The 15,464-nt window shown below is 57.5% G+C and carries 19 protein-coding genes; 14 read left to right on the forward strand and 5 right to left on the reverse strand.

Annotated features, from left to right (window positions below):
* Window positions 1-11: 11 nt before the first annotated feature.
* Window positions 12-917 carry a hypothetical protein gene (locus RRF56_RS16300; RefSeq protein ID WP_317034232.1) on the forward strand — a complete coding sequence of 302 codons (906 nt, stop codon included), beginning with the start codon at window positions 12-14 and terminating at the stop codon, window positions 915-917.
* Between the two features lie 57 nt (window positions 918-974).
* Here the strand turns inward: RRF56_RS16300 and RRF56_RS16305 are convergent, their stop codons facing one another.
* Window positions 975-1,142, reverse strand: a complete 168-nt coding sequence (locus RRF56_RS16305) for a hypothetical protein (RefSeq protein ID WP_317034233.1) — start codon at window positions 1,140-1,142, stop codon at window positions 975-977.
* Window positions 1,143-1,382: 240 nt separating this feature from the next.
* Between RRF56_RS16305 and RRF56_RS16310 the strand changes: the two genes are divergently transcribed.
* Window positions 1,383-1,592, forward strand: coding sequence for a hypothetical protein (locus RRF56_RS16310; protein WP_317034234.1), 210 nt, complete (start codon window positions 1,383-1,385; stop codon window positions 1,590-1,592).
* Window positions 1,593-1,673: 81 nt separating this feature from the next.
* Here RRF56_RS16310 and RRF56_RS16315 read toward each other — a convergent pair whose 3' ends face one another.
* Together RRF56_RS16315 and RRF56_RS16320 are read right to left on the reverse strand one after the other, a co-directional pair.
* On the reverse strand, window positions 1,674-2,264 hold the full coding sequence (locus tag RRF56_RS16315) for a Uma2 family endonuclease (protein ID WP_317034235.1): 591 nt from the start codon (window positions 2,262-2,264) through the stop codon (window positions 1,674-1,676).
* Between the two features lie 93 nt (window positions 2,265-2,357).
* Window positions 2,358-2,843, reverse strand: a complete 486-nt coding sequence (locus RRF56_RS16320; RefSeq protein ID WP_317034236.1) for a DUF4079 domain-containing protein — start codon at window positions 2,841-2,843, stop codon at window positions 2,358-2,360.
* Window positions 2,844-3,017: 174 nt separating this feature from the next.
* Here RRF56_RS16320 and RRF56_RS16325 point away from each other — a divergent pair, with 174 nt between their 5' ends.
* Both RRF56_RS16325 and RRF56_RS16330 read left to right on the forward strand, forming a co-directional pair.
* The gene (locus RRF56_RS16325) at window positions 3,018-3,227 is read left to right on the forward strand and encodes an Lrp/AsnC ligand binding domain-containing protein (protein ID WP_317034237.1); all 210 of its coding nucleotides are present in this window, start codon (window positions 3,018-3,020) and stop codon (window positions 3,225-3,227) included.
* 9 nt (window positions 3,228-3,236) lie between these two features.
* Window positions 3,237-3,863, forward strand: a complete 627-nt coding sequence (locus tag RRF56_RS16330) for a LysE/ArgO family amino acid transporter (protein WP_317034238.1) — start codon at window positions 3,237-3,239, stop codon at window positions 3,861-3,863.
* A 33-nt stretch (window positions 3,864-3,896) separates the two neighbouring features.
* Here RRF56_RS16330 and RRF56_RS16335 read toward each other — a convergent pair whose 3' ends face one another.
* On the reverse strand, window positions 3,897-4,259 hold the full coding sequence (locus RRF56_RS16335; protein WP_317034239.1) for a hypothetical protein: 363 nt from the start codon (window positions 4,257-4,259) through the stop codon (window positions 3,897-3,899).
* A gap of 450 nt (window positions 4,260-4,709) precedes the next feature.
* Between RRF56_RS16335 and larB the strand changes: the two genes are divergently transcribed.
* Window positions 4,710-5,492 carry a nickel pincer cofactor biosynthesis protein LarB gene (gene larB, locus RRF56_RS16340; RefSeq protein ID WP_317034240.1) on the forward strand — a complete coding sequence of 261 codons (783 nt, stop codon included), beginning with the start codon at window positions 4,710-4,712 and terminating at the stop codon, window positions 5,490-5,492.
* 51 nt (window positions 5,493-5,543) lie between these two features.
* On the opposite strand, the gene RRF56_RS16345 is transcribed toward larB, so the two are convergent.
* Window positions 5,544-6,809, reverse strand: a complete 1,266-nt coding sequence (locus RRF56_RS16345) for an HhoA/HhoB/HtrA family serine endopeptidase (RefSeq protein ID WP_317034241.1) — start codon at window positions 6,807-6,809, stop codon at window positions 5,544-5,546.
* Between the two features lie 402 nt (window positions 6,810-7,211).
* Between RRF56_RS16345 and RRF56_RS16350 the strand changes: the two genes are divergently transcribed.
* The 9 genes from RRF56_RS16350 to RRF56_RS16390 all read left to right on the forward strand — a co-directional run bounded on the left by RRF56_RS16350 (window position 7,212) and on the right by RRF56_RS16390 (window position 15,456).
* Entirely contained in the window at window positions 7,212-8,120 is a 909-nt protein-coding gene (locus RRF56_RS16350) for a M23 family metallopeptidase (RefSeq protein ID WP_317034242.1), read from the forward strand.
* A 200-nt stretch (window positions 8,121-8,320) separates the two neighbouring features.
* Entirely contained in the window at window positions 8,321-9,088 is a 768-nt protein-coding gene (locus RRF56_RS16355) for a hypothetical protein (protein ID WP_317034243.1), read from the forward strand.
* Between the two features lie 96 nt (window positions 9,089-9,184).
* Window positions 9,185-10,033 (forward strand): histone deacetylase, encoded by an 849-nt coding sequence (locus RRF56_RS16360; RefSeq protein WP_410510622.1) that lies wholly within the window; start codon window positions 9,185-9,187, stop codon window positions 10,031-10,033.
* A 91-nt stretch (window positions 10,034-10,124) separates the two neighbouring features.
* Window positions 10,125-10,994 (forward strand): rhodanese-related sulfurtransferase, encoded by an 870-nt coding sequence (locus RRF56_RS16365; protein ID WP_317034245.1) that lies wholly within the window; start codon window positions 10,125-10,127, stop codon window positions 10,992-10,994.
* A gap of 12 nt (window positions 10,995-11,006) precedes the next feature.
* On the forward strand, window positions 11,007-11,687 hold the full coding sequence (locus tag RRF56_RS16370) for an esterase (RefSeq protein WP_317034246.1): 681 nt from the start codon (window positions 11,007-11,009) through the stop codon (window positions 11,685-11,687).
* A gap of 95 nt (window positions 11,688-11,782) precedes the next feature.
* Entirely contained in the window at window positions 11,783-11,995 is a 213-nt protein-coding gene (locus RRF56_RS16375) for a DUF2555 domain-containing protein (protein ID WP_317034247.1), read from the forward strand.
* Window positions 11,996-12,102: 107 nt separating this feature from the next.
* Complete coding sequence (gene coaBC, locus RRF56_RS16380) at window positions 12,103-13,350, forward strand: bifunctional phosphopantothenoylcysteine decarboxylase/phosphopantothenate--cysteine ligase CoaBC (protein WP_317034248.1); 1,248 nt, start codon at window positions 12,103-12,105, stop codon at window positions 13,348-13,350.
* A gap of 173 nt (window positions 13,351-13,523) precedes the next feature.
* Complete coding sequence (locus RRF56_RS16385) at window positions 13,524-13,883, forward strand: hypothetical protein (protein ID WP_317034249.1); 360 nt, start codon at window positions 13,524-13,526, stop codon at window positions 13,881-13,883.
* A 169-nt stretch (window positions 13,884-14,052) separates the two neighbouring features.
* The gene (locus RRF56_RS16390) at window positions 14,053-15,456 is read left to right on the forward strand and encodes an LCP family protein (protein ID WP_317034250.1); all 1,404 of its coding nucleotides are present in this window, start codon (window positions 14,053-14,055) and stop codon (window positions 15,454-15,456) included.
* Window positions 15,457-15,464 lie beyond the last annotated feature (8 nt).

The following is a 15,464-nucleotide window of genomic DNA, read 5'->3' on the forward strand; positions in this document are numbered from 1 at the left end:
TAGTAATTCCTATGCTAGTTAAAAAATATCAAAAAAGGTTGCTTTTTGGCAGCTCGTTTCTTGCATTTATATCTTTGCTTATTGCAAGATTTTTTATGGTTCCGTATTTTTCGGGAAAGCCAACTGCATCCGCTTCAGGAATCATTAGTTCGATCTTAGATAATTTGTTGGCTGCTCTCGTTACATCTATAAGTATTGCTTGTTTGGTTCTTTGGCTGAATCCTCCAGAGGAACAATCAGCCATTATGGAGATTGTGGACTCGCCCCATATTTCGGGAGTGCTAAAAAAGGGAAGAGATCGAGTTTCAGAATATTGGTATAAGGGTAACACCGGAAGATATTTCCGTTCAGTTACGCTTCCCGACTTGGCTAATGAAGCAAGGCTAGATAATACCACCAAGAATATATTTTTGATAATCTTAGATCCCACCAACGAAAAAACATGTAATTACTATTCGTCATTTAGAGGGAAATTAAGATCTGCTGCAAAAGATAAGCCGTGGACGGGATTGCGAGTTCGCTTAGAACTTTATTCTGCAATTATATCTGCATATGCATGGAAGGCACAAGAGCCAGCTCTAAATATAACAGTTGCTTTAGTTGATACAGTTTCTTTGTTTCGCATAGATTTTTCATCACGTCTCGTTGTTATCACGCGAGAAGATGAGCGACAACCTGCTCTGATGTGTAGATCCGATAGCTTGTTTTATAAATCTTACAGGGAAGACCTGTTTGTCAGCTTTCAGCAGGCAAAAATATTATCCAATAATATATTAGGGGTTCCTTTTACGCTTTTAGATGTAGAAAGCACAAGAAAGATACTTGATGACGTGGGGCTAGGCTGCCGAGAACTAAGTGATTCTGATATCTTTGAAATAATTTCTCTTTCGAGAAGAGCTGAGAATCCATATGCCTGATTTTTTGAGGTCGGCATCTAGCTTTTTCCAATGTAACCCTGTGCCGCTGGGGGGGATTTAGACCATGGCTGAACCTTTTAGTGCAGCATGGCTTAACCCTTGAGCAATAGTAGGAAAACTAAAAATGGCTCCGTTGGCTCCGTTATTTAAGCGCATCACAATTAAATGGGTCAAGGTATCGTAGCGAACACTTATGGCCATAAGCTCAGTTTGTAGTTCGTACATTTTTAATGACCTTTTGCGAATACGGTTGAGCTTTTAGAGCGCATTTAGTACATTATTTCTTGCGGAGAATGGTTTAGGCGGGGAATGAGAGAGGTACCAGCTCTCCCAAACCCCTAATCATTCCGACTTATCGTAGCTAAGCCGAAATGCCTGAGCCTATTTTAGGTCAAGCCTTCGGTACGGCACCCTTACGGGATGCTCTAGGCGGTTCCCCGTTTTCTTTACCGAAGGTGAACACCCATGACTTATGAATTTCAGCTACCCGTGCGCAACCAAGAACTGGTGCGCCTAATTGCCATTGGCGACTACGGTGCCGTGCGCGACACCATCCACCACCTCGGGGCGATCGGCTACGCCGACCCCGATCGCTGGTCTAAGCTCATCCCCACCGGTCGCGAGGGCGAATACCTCGCCATCCACACCCGCCGCTACGCCCCAGCGGCAGAGTAAGCAAAAGCCCCCGCAGAAAACTGCTTTCTGTGGGGGCCTTACCCTGGTTCAATCTCTGCCTTCAAAAGGCGAATTCTAGAATCACAGCCCTTGGCGAAATTCGTTTGCGGCTTCTAAGCGAGACGTTTGACCTAGCAACACACAGCGGCTCAGCAGAGCTATATCCAGAGTGGCGAGTTCTGGAATTTCACTGCGGGTAATCGGCTCGTACCTATCACCTTGCAGCCTGTATAGGCTAAACACACCATCTTCCCAAAACCACACTTCGGGTACTCCGAGCGCCTGGTAGCGCTGAAGCTTGCCCATGCCACCGCTGGTAAAGACCACCTCAATAGCCAGGTCAGGCATGGATTTTGACGCGCCAAAACAGTAAGATTCATCCGCCTGGGCTGAGACTTCCCCTTCTTTTTCCTGAGTCATAGAGCCAGTGGGTTCAAATTCGATCCCCTTCTCTAGGCAAAACAGGCCAATCAAGAAACCAATCAGCCGACTAAACATTTCGTGGTCGCGCCCTGGCATCAGAATCTCGATAGTGTTGTGGTAGTAACCCAGCCGCACCCCCGGCGACTGGGCAAACCCAGCCTGAATCAGCTTGAACTGCTGCCAGCTAATGCCACCGTAAACCACACGCTGATCGGTAGCAGGAGGGGTAGGCAGCGGAGTAGACGTCATAGCCCCAGTCCTTCCGGCGCAATATCGTATGCCTTATCGTAACCAAGGGGGTTGGCTTTTGATGTTGGCGTTCTGCCATCACGCCGACAACATCTAAATCGAAAGACCCAGCCGCAGGCCCAAAAAGGCGTGGACAAACATCACCGCCAAGGCAACGCTGCCCAGGTAGGCGTGGGCGGTACGCAACGAGTCTTTGCCGCCGCCAAATTTGCTAAAGGAGATCGCCCCATTTAGCCCCAGCAGACCAATCACCAGGCTGCCCGTCCAAAAGTGGGGGCTTTGAAAGATGTCTTGCTCCTGCATCACCAGCGACAGCACGCCGCCCGTGTAGCCCAGGCTAATAAAGGTAAACATCCACAGGGCCAGACGCTTGTGGGTGTGGCGGTTTTCGGCTTTTTTCTGGGGGTCGTCGTCGCCGATGCGGCCCTTCCAGCCCATGTAGGCGGTAAAGCTACCCATCACAAAAATGACGATGCCCATCATGGCCGGGTGGCCCCAATGCACAATCGGTTCCGGGGTGCCAAACCCGGCAAAGAAGTCAGCAATGGGCTGCAAATAGCCGCGAATTGTAGAAACCATAATCCTCTCCCAACAGAGCAGTGAAAAGCGCCATTCCTAAGGTGCCACATTTTCTCTATCGAAAGGTAGAGATGGAGGTTGGATTGATGGAGGGGATACAGGATGTTACAGCGCAGACACCTGTAAGAGCATTGCATGCAACGCCCCTACAGGTATTGTCTATGTTAAAAAACTATGGCAACCGCCGAAATTTTGGAGTGTCACCACGTCACAGGCGACGACGACCTGCTCAAGGTGCGCTGCCGCCATACTCACGCCCTAGAGTCGCTGATTACCGATCGCCTCAAGGCGATCGCAGGAGTCGTCAAAACCCGTACCCTAATCGTGCTGTCCACGGTAAAAGAAACCCAGGTGCCATCGCTGGATCACTTGAGCGAGCCGTAAGGAGGGGCTATGGAAGGTTGGACGTTGCTAAAAGGCATGGGGCTGGGGCTGGCGATCGCGGCTCCTGTCGGCCCCATTGGGCTGCTCTGCATTCGCCGGTCGCTTACCCAGGGTCGGTGGATGGGGTTGGTCACGGGGCTGGGGGCCGCCACCGCCGACGGGTTGTATGGCTGCATCGCTGGCTTTGGCCTCACCGCCGTTGCCGATCTGCTGGTTGACCATACCCAGATGCTGCGGCTCATGGGTGGCTTATTCCTCTGTTATTTGGGCCTCACCACGCTACGGGCCGACCCAGCCCGCGAGGCCGCCAAGCTCTCTAGTCGCGGGCTGTGGGGAGCCTACGCCTCAACCCTGGTGTTGACGTTGACCAACCCCGCGACTATTTTTTCTTTTATCGCAATTTTTGCCGGGCTGGGCCTGGTGGACAGCAGTCAGTCGTGGGGGGCCTCGCTGGCTCTAATTTTTGGGGTGTTTTTGGGGTCGGCCCTGTGGTGGCTGTGCCTGAGCTGGGGGGTCACGCTATTTAGCCAAAGGCTGACGCCCACCCGGCTGAAGTGGTTAAATCGGCTAGCCGGGGCGGCTATTTTTGCCTTTGGCTTAGTTGCGATCGGCTTAGCGATTGGTTCTGTTTTATAGGATCAGGCTCTGCCCGCTACCCTCTCGCCAGGCCTACTGTTGCGAGATCGTCTCCGCCTGCGATAGCTCACCCAGCATCATTTGAATGAAGCTGGCGGCCACATCTGCCGATTGCTCATGGGTGGCAAACACAACGGCTAGGCTGCTGTCATCGCCAGCGCCATAGCAAAGAATGCGAAAGGCCCCATCTTCGAAGTAGCCTGTGCGATCGATGCCGCCCTGGTCAAACTGTACGCCGAGGTTGGCAATCAGCCGGTCGGCTCGGGTCAGGCAACCCTCTACATCGGTGGTGAGTAGCTGGTCGCCGCTGGCAATCTCGGGGCGGGCGAGGGCTGGCAGGGTCAGAGACACTAGGCCTAGGCTGGCCAGAGCGATCGCGTGTAGAGGCCGTTTCATAACGCTTACATTTAATAGATAGGACAAGTATGCTCCCCCGTGGGGGTAAAAGGCCACCGGCCCAGCCAGCGGCAGGCTATGGAGTTACACCAAATCCGAATTGCCTAACCCCGATTCTCCAACGGCCAAGCCGTAGGGCGCACAGCATGCGCCCTGCTGAACCGGGGGGTGACCAAACAGGATTTAGGATTGGAGCCTGGCTACTTAATACAGAATTGCCCTCCGGCTTTCCGGATGCCCAAAGACAAAAAAGCGCCGGAGCTAGCTCCGGCGCTTGTGGTGTTGAGGAGTGAACGATTAATCATTAATGTACGGGGCGAGTATGTCACTGAGGTAGCCTGGATATGTCAACCCTGTGACATTTTCCCCAACCCTGATCTGGCCTAATGCTGCCAGCCATGGTTTACCTGCTTGTTTATTTCTGCCCTTCTACCCTGCCCCGGTTCCCCTGTGACCCAGCCCGACGCTCTTCGTGCTTTACTCAGCGCTGTTTCTCAAGGTCAGCTCAGCCCTGATGCTGCCTTTAACCAGCTCAAATATCTCGACTTTGAACCCATTGACGACTTTGCCAAGGTCGATCACCATCGCACCCTGCGAACCGGCTTTCCCGAAGTGATCTGGGGGCCGGGCAAAACCGTTCACCAAATTGTGCAGATCATGCGTAGCCTGCATCAGCACAACCCTGTCGTGATGGCGACTCGGATCGAACCCGAGGTGTTCGCTCAGGTCAAGCAGCAGATTCCAGGGGTCTTGTACTACGAGATGGCCCGCATTTGTGCTCTGGTACCGCTGCACTGGCAGGCCCAGCACCCTGGCATTATTGGGGTGCTGACGGCGGGTACCGCCGACCTACCCGTGGCCGAAGAGGCTGCCGTCACCGCCGAGCTGAGCGGGTTTCAGGTCAAGCGGCTATGGGATGTGGGGGTAGCGGGGCTGCATCGCCTGCTGCGCCACCGCCAGCTCATTCGCGACGTAGACGTACTAATTGTGGTCGCGGGCATGGAAGGGGCCTTGCCCAGCGTGGTGGCTGGGCTGGCCGACTGCCCCATTGTGGCCGTGCCCACCAGCGTCGGTTATGGAGCCAGCTTTAACGGGCTATCGGCCCTGCTCACCATGCTCAATTCTTGTGCGGCGGGCATTGGCGTCGTCAATATCGACAACGGCTTTGGCGCGGCGGTGCTGGCCGGGCAAATTTTGCGTACCGGGGCGAGGCTGGCCAAACCCATCGATTAGGGGCAAGTTCTCCCCTGGCTCTTTAACCCTAGCCACCCTTCTCCCTGCCCGCTACCGCTGATCAGACGGCATGGCAGCGGGTTTGACAGCAATGGTTTGGTCGCGGCCATCGCGGTGAATTTCGAGGGTGAGGGTATCGCCGATGGCGCTGGCTTCTACCTGGGCTTGCACATCAGGGGGGCTGTCTACGGGCACGCCCTCAATGGCGCGAATGACATCGCCAACTTCTAGCCCAGCGGCGCGGGCTGGGCTATTGGGCATCACGCCGACAATCAGCACGCCGGGTTCGTCGTCATCGTCGAGCTTAAGGTTGAGCTGTTGCTCTGCGTTGATGCGCTCGACCATTTCGGCGGATAGCTCCACCATTTGAATGCCGAGGAAGGGGTGCTGCACCTGGCCGGTGGCAAACAGCTGATCGGCAATGCGCTTGGCGGTTTCGATCGGGATCGCAAAACCGAGGCCCTGGGCGTTGGCCCGAATGGCGGTATTCATGCCGATCACTTCACCGCGATCGTTGAGCAGTGGCCCACCGGAGTTGCCGGGGTTGATGGCGGCATCGGTCTGAATGAACTGCACACGTTTGTCGGGAATGCCCACCTGGTTGCTGCTGCGGCCCAGAGCGCTGATGATGCCAGCGGTGACGGTGTTGTCGAGGCCGAGGGGGTTGCCAATGGCGATCGCCCATTGCCCCGGAGCCAGGTTTTGGGTGCTGCCCAGCTGCACCGCTGGCAGATCCTCCGCTTCGATTTTGACGACGGCGACATCGGTAACGGAGTCGACCCCGGCGACGCGGCCCTCAAACTTGCGCCCGTCTCGCAGGGTTACCTCTACGGTTTTAGCCCCTTCTACCACGTGGGCGTTCGTGAGAATTTGACCGCTGGCGGAGAGAATAAACCCTGAGCCAGTGCCCTGCTCTAGGCGATCGGGCAGGTTCGAGGGGGGTATTTCTTCTTCAAAAAACCGCCGAAAGAACGGGTTATTAAAGGCGTCGGGGGTCATATTGGGCACCGATCGCTCAGCGTCAATGCGCACTACCGCAGGGCCAACCCGCTCTACCGCTAGAGCAATAAAATTTTGGCTAGCCCCCATCTGGGCTGAGGCCGACGCCTCAGAGGGTGGATCAGCGCTCTGAATGAGTGATGTTTTAAGGGCAGGAGCTGTCTCAGCGGTCAGCCCTGGGGCCGCTTCAGCCGAGGCGGAAGACAGGTTCGCTTGCGACACATAGCTGTGACCGGCCCAACCCGCACCGCCCCCGACCATGAGGGCTGCCGCTATCCACATAACCTGCTGGGGAACCTGCTTTGGCAACGAGTTCATGTCTTTGCCCTCTGCTACTGTGCCTGTGTAACCTGGCCGCCCGCCTTGGCTTGCTGAGGCTGCCCTGAGCTATGTAACCAAGCGGCCTGGCCCCTGGGAATGGTCATACTCTAACGAACACTCTTTGAAGAGAATAATATCGCAGGGTTAGACGGTGCCTCGGAAAATCGGAGGCAACCCCTGAGCAATCGAGGCTGTCTTGCCTATTATAGGGGCTGTACCCCTTTGGGGCATGGGGCTAAGTCAAGGTGGATTGAAACGCGACTCGTCATGGCAGTTTACGATTCTATAAAACACTGGTTTCTCAATTGGGCCGCTCCCAGCTCAGGCCCGTTTGGGCTTCAGCGATGGACCCCACAGCGGGCGACCCATCTCTATCTAACTTGTAGTTGGCTGAGCGCGATGAAACCAGCGATGCTGCTCACGGGGCTGACCACCGCCTTGGTGTTAGAGGGGGCCTTGCTACCTGGGGCGATCGCCCAAACTACCGCCCCAACCACCTCGTCACGTTGTCCTCAACCAGTGCTGTCGCGGCTGACCCGTCACCGGGTTGCCCAGGGCGAAACCCTAGACACCATTGCTCAACGGTACGGTTTGTTGCCCGCCACCATCATGGGGCTCAATGCCGCCGTCCAAGGGGGCGCTGTGCGACCTGGCGAAGAGCTGCTGATTCCGCCCTACAACGGTCTGCGGGTGTCTGTGGCCCCAGGGCAAACCTGGCAGCAGGTGGCCGAGGCCTACAATAGCCGGGCCGATGTGCTGTTTGAGGTCAATGGCTGTGTCAGCACTGTGCCCGCTAGCGTTTTTGTGCCAGGGGTCAACTGGTTTCCGGGGGTGCGCACTACCGCCTCGGCCCCGGCGGCGTCAGCCAGTCCACTGGGGGGCTACCCACTACCCCAGCGATCGCAGGTAATTGTCAACTATGGCTGGCAGCCCGACCCAGCCCAGGGCAAGCTGGTATTTAACACAGGCGTTGCTCTGGCTAGCCCGCCGAGCAACGCGGTGCTTGCGGTGGGGCCAGGCACGATCGCGTTTGCTGGCACTGATGCGATCTACGGCAACCTGGTGGTCGTCAACCATGCCCAGGGGCTACAAACCCGCTACGCCAACCTGGCCAACCTAGATGTTCGAGCTGGGCAGACGGTGCGCCAGGGCGATCGCCTGGGGGCTGTCGCACCCGGTGATGGCAATGGGGGCACGACGCGGAGCGGGGCCAACTCGTTTCTCTTCTTTGAAGTGCGACTCAACTCTAGCGCCGGCTGGGTGGCCCAAAACCCCCAAGATTTTGTGCCTGCTATGGTGTTGCGATAGAGGTAGCCCTAGCGTGGGCAGCATGAACCTATAGCGCCGCCCCCAGCCAACCACCCAAGGCTGGTAACCACGGGCAAGACCGCCTACAATTGGTTCTAAATTGAGTGTTTTGATATTGAAATTGGCAGCATTGGCGACGCTGAGCTTATTAACCGGTGGCTCTAGGTGACGTTATGGCCCAGCACTTCTCTCGACCCCCTGTGCCACCTCCCCCTGAGCCTTTCTCCGAGGCTCGCGATCCGGCGGTGATCTCTGGCCTGTTTTGGGCGCGGCTACTGACCTATCGACCCCTGTTCTTGTTGGGGGGGCTGTGGTTGGTGCTGGTTTGTGTGTCGGCGATCGCCTACCACGGCCTCATGTTCAATGAACCGGTGAAAGATATGCCCGTTCGCGAGGCCCCGATCACCGTTGCTACACCCCAATCCTTAGCATCCGCCTCCGAGGTTGAGCCCATTGAGGTCGAGCCTCTTGAGGCCGAGCCGCAATTTAGCGGGGTGATGGCCTGGGGCCTGATTAGCCTGCTGGGCCTGTGTGGGTTTGGTTGCTTTGTGCTGACCCAGCAGATCAAGGCATCGGCCCGCCCAAAACGCAAAAAGGTGCGTCCTCGCCCCGTCGCCCAGGCTCCGACCCCGGCCCGACCACCTCACCCTAAGCGTCTAGCTCCCTATTCACCCCAGCGTGACGGGGTGGTAGTGCCCGGCTTCAGAATTGTTGAAACCCCCTCTGAGCTGCCCCCGGCAGCGCCGACTGCGCCGCCGCCAAAGCCCAGGCCTATTCCCCAGGCTCAGCGCCGTTCAGTGTCTCGGCCCCAGCCGGTGAATCCGCCGCCAAAGCCCGCCACTGCGGTGCAGCCCTACGCTCCGGCGGTAGTGCCCGAGGGTACCGATCTGGCGCTAGATTGGTCTGAGGGCAGCGTCGCCCATGCCCTAGATGTGCGACAGCGGCGATCGCTGTCATCATTCATGTAGATATATAGAAACTTTTCCCCTGGGGTGTTGAGTCAGCTTCCGGTTATCTATCACCCCGACTATGTCGCCCCCCTGCCCGACGGGCATCGCTTTCCGATGCCCAAATTTCGCCTGCTGCGCGATCGCCTGCTGCGCGACGGCGTGATTACCCCCGACCAGATCTATCAGCCCGGCGAACCGCCTCAGAGTTGGCTAGAGTTTGTTCACCACCGTGAGTATGTGAACGCCTACTGCCTTGGCACCCTCGATGCCAAGGCCCAGCGCCGCATTGGCCTGCCCTGGAGTGCTGCTTTGGTCAAGCGCACCTGCACGGCGGTGGGGGGCACCATTCTCACCGCCAAGCTGGCCCTAGAGCGAGGGCTGGCCTGCAACACCGCTGGGGGCACCCACCACGCTTTTCCTGACTACGGATCAGGGTTTTGTATTTTTAACGATTTGGCGATCGCTACCCGTGTATTGCAACAGCAGGGTCGTGTCAATCGAGTGCTGATTTTGGATTTAGACGTGCACCAGGGCGACGGCACCGCCTGGATTTTTCGCGATGATCCCAATGTATTTACCTTCTCCATGCACTGCCAGGAGAACTTTCCTGCCCGCAAGCAGGCCAGCGACCTGGATGTGCCCCTGGCATTGGGCATGGAAGATCAGGCCTATCTAGACTGTTTAGCGCAGTATGTGCCCGATCTGCTGGCCCAGGTGCGGCCTGACCTGGTGCTCTACGATGCCGGGGCTGACCCCCACCGCGATGACCTGCTGGGCAAACTGGCGCTGACCAATGCGGGGATCTACGGGCGCGATCGCTACGTGCTAGAAACCTGCGTTAAAGCAGGCTACCCCGTCGCCTGCGTCATCGGCGGCGGCTACGGCAAATCGATGGATGACCTGATCTTTCGCCACTCTCTGCTGCATCGGGCGGCGGCAGAGGTATACCGAGCAAATACCTGATCAGGCCTAAGCCTGGTTGGATGTCTCCTACCGCCCTCGCCACCTCGGCCCGAGCTTCTATAATGATGACTTTGCCCACTGCGATCGCACTATGACCTGGGTTGTTGCCACCTTTTACAAATTTGTGCCGCTGAGCGAGCCAGGGGCGCTGCGGGTTGAGCTATTGGAACGCTGCCTGGCCTGGGGATTGCGGGGTACGATTCTACTGGCCAGTGAGGGGCTGAATGCGACCGTAGCGGGCGATCGCCAGGGCCTTGATCTCCTTTTAGACTGGCTCCACTCCCATCCCGAGGTTGGCCCCTTCTCCCACCAAGAATCCACCACGGCGGCAGCGCCCTTTGAGCGCATGAAGGTGAAACTCAAGCGCGAAATCGTCACCCTGGGGCGGCCCGAGGTCAACCCTGCCCGGCAGGAGGTCGGCACGTACATCCATCCCCACAACTGGAACCAGGTGATCACCGACCCCGAGGTGGTGCTGATCGATGCCCGCAACGACTTCGAGGTGGAGCTAGGCACCTTTAAAGGCGCAGTCAACCCCCAAACCCACTCCTTTAGAGAATTGCCCGACTACGTCGCCAACCACCTCGACCCGGCTCAGCACAAAAAAGTGGCAATGTTCTGCACGGGCGGCATTCGCTGTGAGAAGGCCACTGCCTATCTGCTGGAACGGGGCTTTGAGCAGGTCTACCACCTCCAGGGCGGTATTTTGAACTATCTCAAGACCGTGCCCGAGGATGACAGCCTGTGGCAGGGCGACTGCTTTGTGTTTGATGAGCGCGTTGCCGTAGACCACCATCTGCAACCCACCGACCACGACCTGTGCCTGGGCTGCGGCCATCCGATCAGCCCTGCCGAAAAAGCCTCCCCCCACTACGAAGCGGGGATCAGCTGCCCCCACTGCTACGAGGCACTCACCCCCGAAAAACGGGTGCGCCTGGCAGCCCGTCAACGCTACCGCTAACCTAAGGATCTTATGCTGCCTACCGATCAAACGCTTCAGGCGCTCACCTATGGTCCAGATACCGCCGACTGGTGTTTGGTGGCCTTGCACGGCTGGGGAGCCAACGCCGCCGACCTGGTGGGCTTAGCGCCTGCTCTCAAGCTCAGCAACCTGGCTATGGTCTTTCCCGATGCGCCGTGGCCTCATCCCCAAGCGCCTGGGGGGCGGATGTGGTACGGCTTTCCTTCGGGGTATGATTTTCGTCGCCCCCACGATTTCACGGCCCAGGACGATCTGCAAGCTAGTCAAGCGCGGTTGAAAACCTGGTTACTGAATCTGCCCCAGACCACTGGTATTCCCCTAGAAAAAACCTTCTTGGCTGGGTTTTCCCAGGGGGGCGCAATGGCGCTAGATGTGGGGTCGCAAATTCCCCTGGCGGGGCAGATTATTCTGAGTGGCTATCTGCACGGTGTGGCCCAGGCTCCGGTTAGCCCCCGCCCGGTGATGATGGTGCACGGAGCCTTCGACCCGGTGGTGCCTCTAGCTCTCGCCCAGCAGGCCAGAGCTGCTTTGGCGGCCCACGGCCAGCCGGTGACCTGGCACGAACTGGCTATGGGGCATGAAATTCCGCCCCAGGTCATAGAGTTGATTAGTGGGTTTTGCGAAGATTTGAGGCAGGCCGGGCAGAATCCCCTGAGCCACCCTTTAGGATAGAAGCAGAGTGAATGACTTCAGGCTGCGATCGAGGATCGGCCCTTTAGGGGGTATGGCGCCGCTCTGGGGTAACTGTCACCAAGGGGGAAAGGACTATGCTAAGCCTACATGTTTCGCAGCAAACCGTCTCAGATATGACACCGGATACGGTGGCTGAGCTGGCTACTCGTCTAGAGACCGATGCCTACGAGAACGCTTTTGAGGGGCTGCAAGACTGGCACTTACTGCGGGCGATCGCCTTTCAGCGACCTGAGCTAGTAGAGTCCTATGTCTACCTGCTCGACCTCGAACCCTACGATGAATCGTAGCGGGTCTAGCCCTAAATCCTAGCTGCATATTCCCCACCGGTAGGGGCGAACGGTGTTCGCCCTAACTTGCCTATGGTTAAATCGAGGTTTCTGCATTCGGAGCGGGCATGACAGGCAGGTCTACAACTGGGGAAGCTCCCCGCCGGGTGCTACTGGGCATTAGCGGCGGCATTGCGGCCTATAAAGTTTGCTCTGTCATTTCGTCGCTGGCCAAGGAGGGTCTAGCGGTGCGGGTGGTGCTGACCCAGCAGGGGCAGGCCTTCATTCCGCCGCTGACCGTAGCTACCCTGGCGCGTCACCCCGCCTACACCGACGAGCAGTTTTGGCAGGCTAGCCAGGGACGACCGCTGCACATTGAACTGGGCGAATGGGCTGAACTATTTGTAATTGCGCCCCTGAGCGCCAATACCCTGGGCAAGCTGGCCCACGGCCTAGCCGACAACCTGTTGACCAACACAGTGCTGGCCTCTACCTGCCCGGTGCTGCTGGCCCCAGCCATGAACACTGACATGTGGCAGCAGCCGTCGGTGCAGCGCAACTGGCAGCAGGTGCTGCAAGATGATCGCTACCACGCGATCGCCCCAGGCAGTGGGGTGTTGGCCTGCGATCGCGTGGGCACCGGGCGCATGGCCGAACCTGCCGACATTCTCAGCCACATTCACTCGCTGCTGCACACTGGGGGCAAGCGCGATCTAGCGGGCCAGCAACTGTTGATCAGCACCGGCAGCACCCGCGAGTTTTTAGATCCGGTCCGCTTTATTGGCAACCCAGCCAGCGGCAAAATGGGGGTGGCCCTGGCCCAGGCAGCACTGCATCGGGGAGCCTCGGTCACCCTGGTGCACGGGCCGATGGAAGAGGCCCTCAAGGCCCGTTTGGGGGGTATTCAGACCGTCGAGGTGACCACCGCTGCGCAGATGCACCAGGCCATGCTAGCTCACCTTGCTCCAGCCGATTGGATTGTGATGGCAGCGGCGGTCGCCGACGTGAAACCGACCACTCAGGCCGCGACCAAGCTCACCAAGGCCGACCTGCCCGAGGCGCTGCCCCTGGCCCCGGTGCCCGATATTGTGGCCGATTTGGCCCAGCGGCGATCGCCCCATCAAAAACTGGTTGGTTTTGCGGCCCAGACCGGCGATATTTTGCCCCCAGCGATGGACAAGCTGCGTCGCAAAGGGCTCGATGCGATCGTGGCGAACCCGGTTGATGTGGCGGGCAGCGGATTTGGGGGCGATCGCAACCAAGCCATTCTGCTGACCAAAACGGGAGACAAAATTGTCATCCCTCCCTGCACCAAGCTAGACATGGCCCATCAAATTTTTGAGGCGTTAGGAAAGCCTGCCACTCAAAACCCCTAATTCTGCTGAAACAGTTGCACACCCTGCTGGGGCAGGGCAATGAAGATGCCCTCCCTTCGAGTGGCACAATCTAAGATGTTTAGGACATCGGCGCTGATTGTAGAGGCCAAAATCTGGGCATACCCTATAACAACTCCTCTCCGCTGTTCCATCGTTCAGGGCACATTTGGTTTATGAAACAAGCTAGCCCCGGCTCGGGTGAAACCCTTGAGCGCTTGAAGTTGACCCTTTATCTGGTGCCGATTTTTGGGGTAGTACCTGCGGTCTATAGCCTGTGGCAAAAGCAGGGCAGCCGCCAAGAGCTGGCGGTTAGCCGCCTGGTGATTACCCTGGCCTTGACCTGGCTCGTGACCTATGGCTTGCTCAGTGCTGGCAGCCACCTGTCGCCGGGGCTCTCGCTGCGGCTGCTGATTACCAATACTCTGGTGACGACAGGGTACACCCTGACCAGTCTGGTGCTGATGATCCGGCTGTTGCAGGGCAAGTCTGTGAGCTTGCCTGGTTTTAGCCAGTTGAGTAAGCGGCTACCCTAGGGTAATCACCAATTTTTGTAGAAATTACCGTGAATTCTTAGGCCTGGCTTAGATTACGTGAATCGGCTGGCTGAATTGCTGTTACCATGCAGCTAAAATTTTTCAGGTTCTGTCTTTAGACAGATCTGTCTTCAGTCGATCATCTCCTAATTGCCCCCTGAGGTTTGTGGTGTCTCAACGAAATCCCCAACATTCAAAAGCCCGCTCACCCCAGGGACATCCTCAGCCAGTGCCTGCTAAGCCGCGTCGCCGTATTCCGCGTCTGTTAGGAGTGGGAATTGCGCTGGCAGGGGTGGCGGGGATATCTGGCGTGGCTGGGGCGCTGCTGGCGGTTTCGCTGTCGGCTGCACCGCTCATGCAGCAGGAGCTCAGCGCCGAAGAATCGGGTGTCTTCAGCCAAGAAACCCCAATTTCATCCAGTGGCAACTTGCGGCTACCGCGCCTAACCCGGCCCGTCAATATTTTGGTGCTGGGCATCAAGGTGTTGTCGTCGGATGTAGACAACGTGCCCCCTGAGCTTCAAGGTCTGGGCTATCACGCCTTAGTCAACTCCTTTGATGGTCTGTCAGACTCGATGCTGCTGCTGCGGTTTAACCCTCAGACTGAGCAACTGGTGGTGCTGTCGTTGCCCCGCGACACCCGCACCTATGTGCGCGGTCGCCTTACTAAGCTCAATGAGGCCAATCGCGATGGGGGCCCGGCTTTAACGGCAGAATCGGTGAGCGATCTGCTCGGCGGCGTGGCGATCGATCGCTACGTGCGGATCAACGTGCAGGGGGTCGAAAAGCTGATTGATGCCCTGGGCGGGGTGACGGTGACGGTGCCCCAAGACATGAAGTACCAAGACGATAGCCAGCACCTCTACATCAACCTCAAGGCGGGCGAGCAAACCCTGGATGGCAATAAGGCGCTCCAGTTTCTGCGGTTTCGCTACGATGCCCAGGGTGATATTGGTCGGATTCAGCGCCAGCAAATGTTCATGCGATCGCTGACTGAGCAAGCCCTTAACCCCGCAACCATTACCCGGTTGCCCAAGATTTTGTCGGTGATTCAGTCCAATGTCGACACCAACCTCACCGTAGAAGAGCTGTTGGCGCTGGTGGGTTACGGCGCACAAATCAACCGGTCTAATGTGCAGATGCTGATGCTGCCCGGCACCTTTAGCCGTCCCCAAGACTATAACTTGAGCTATTGGTTGCCCAACTATGGCGATATCGATGGCATGGTCGATCAGTACTTTGGCTATGGCACCCAGCGGGTGGCCACCACCAGTACCCCCAGTCGCGTGCGGGTCGCCATTCAAGACAGCACCAATAATCCGGTAGCGGTGCAGGCTCTCACCAAGGCCCTGCGGGATAGTGGTTATTCCAACGTGTTTGTCGATAAGACGTTGCACGATCCTCTACCGATTAGTCGCATTGTGGCTCAGCGGGGCGATGGAGCTACAGCCGAAGTGGTGCACCGGTATTTGGGCATTGGCGAAGTGCGAGTAGAAAGTACCGGTGCTTTAAATTCCGACATCACTATTCAGCTGGGCGAAGATTGGAACCAGGGCTTAGGCGAGTCGCTGTAGCCATGCTC

The sequence above is a fragment of the Nodosilinea sp. E11 genome (genome assembly GCF_032813545.1).
Lineage (GTDB): Bacteria > Cyanobacteriota > Cyanobacteriia > Phormidesmidales > Phormidesmidaceae > Nodosilinea.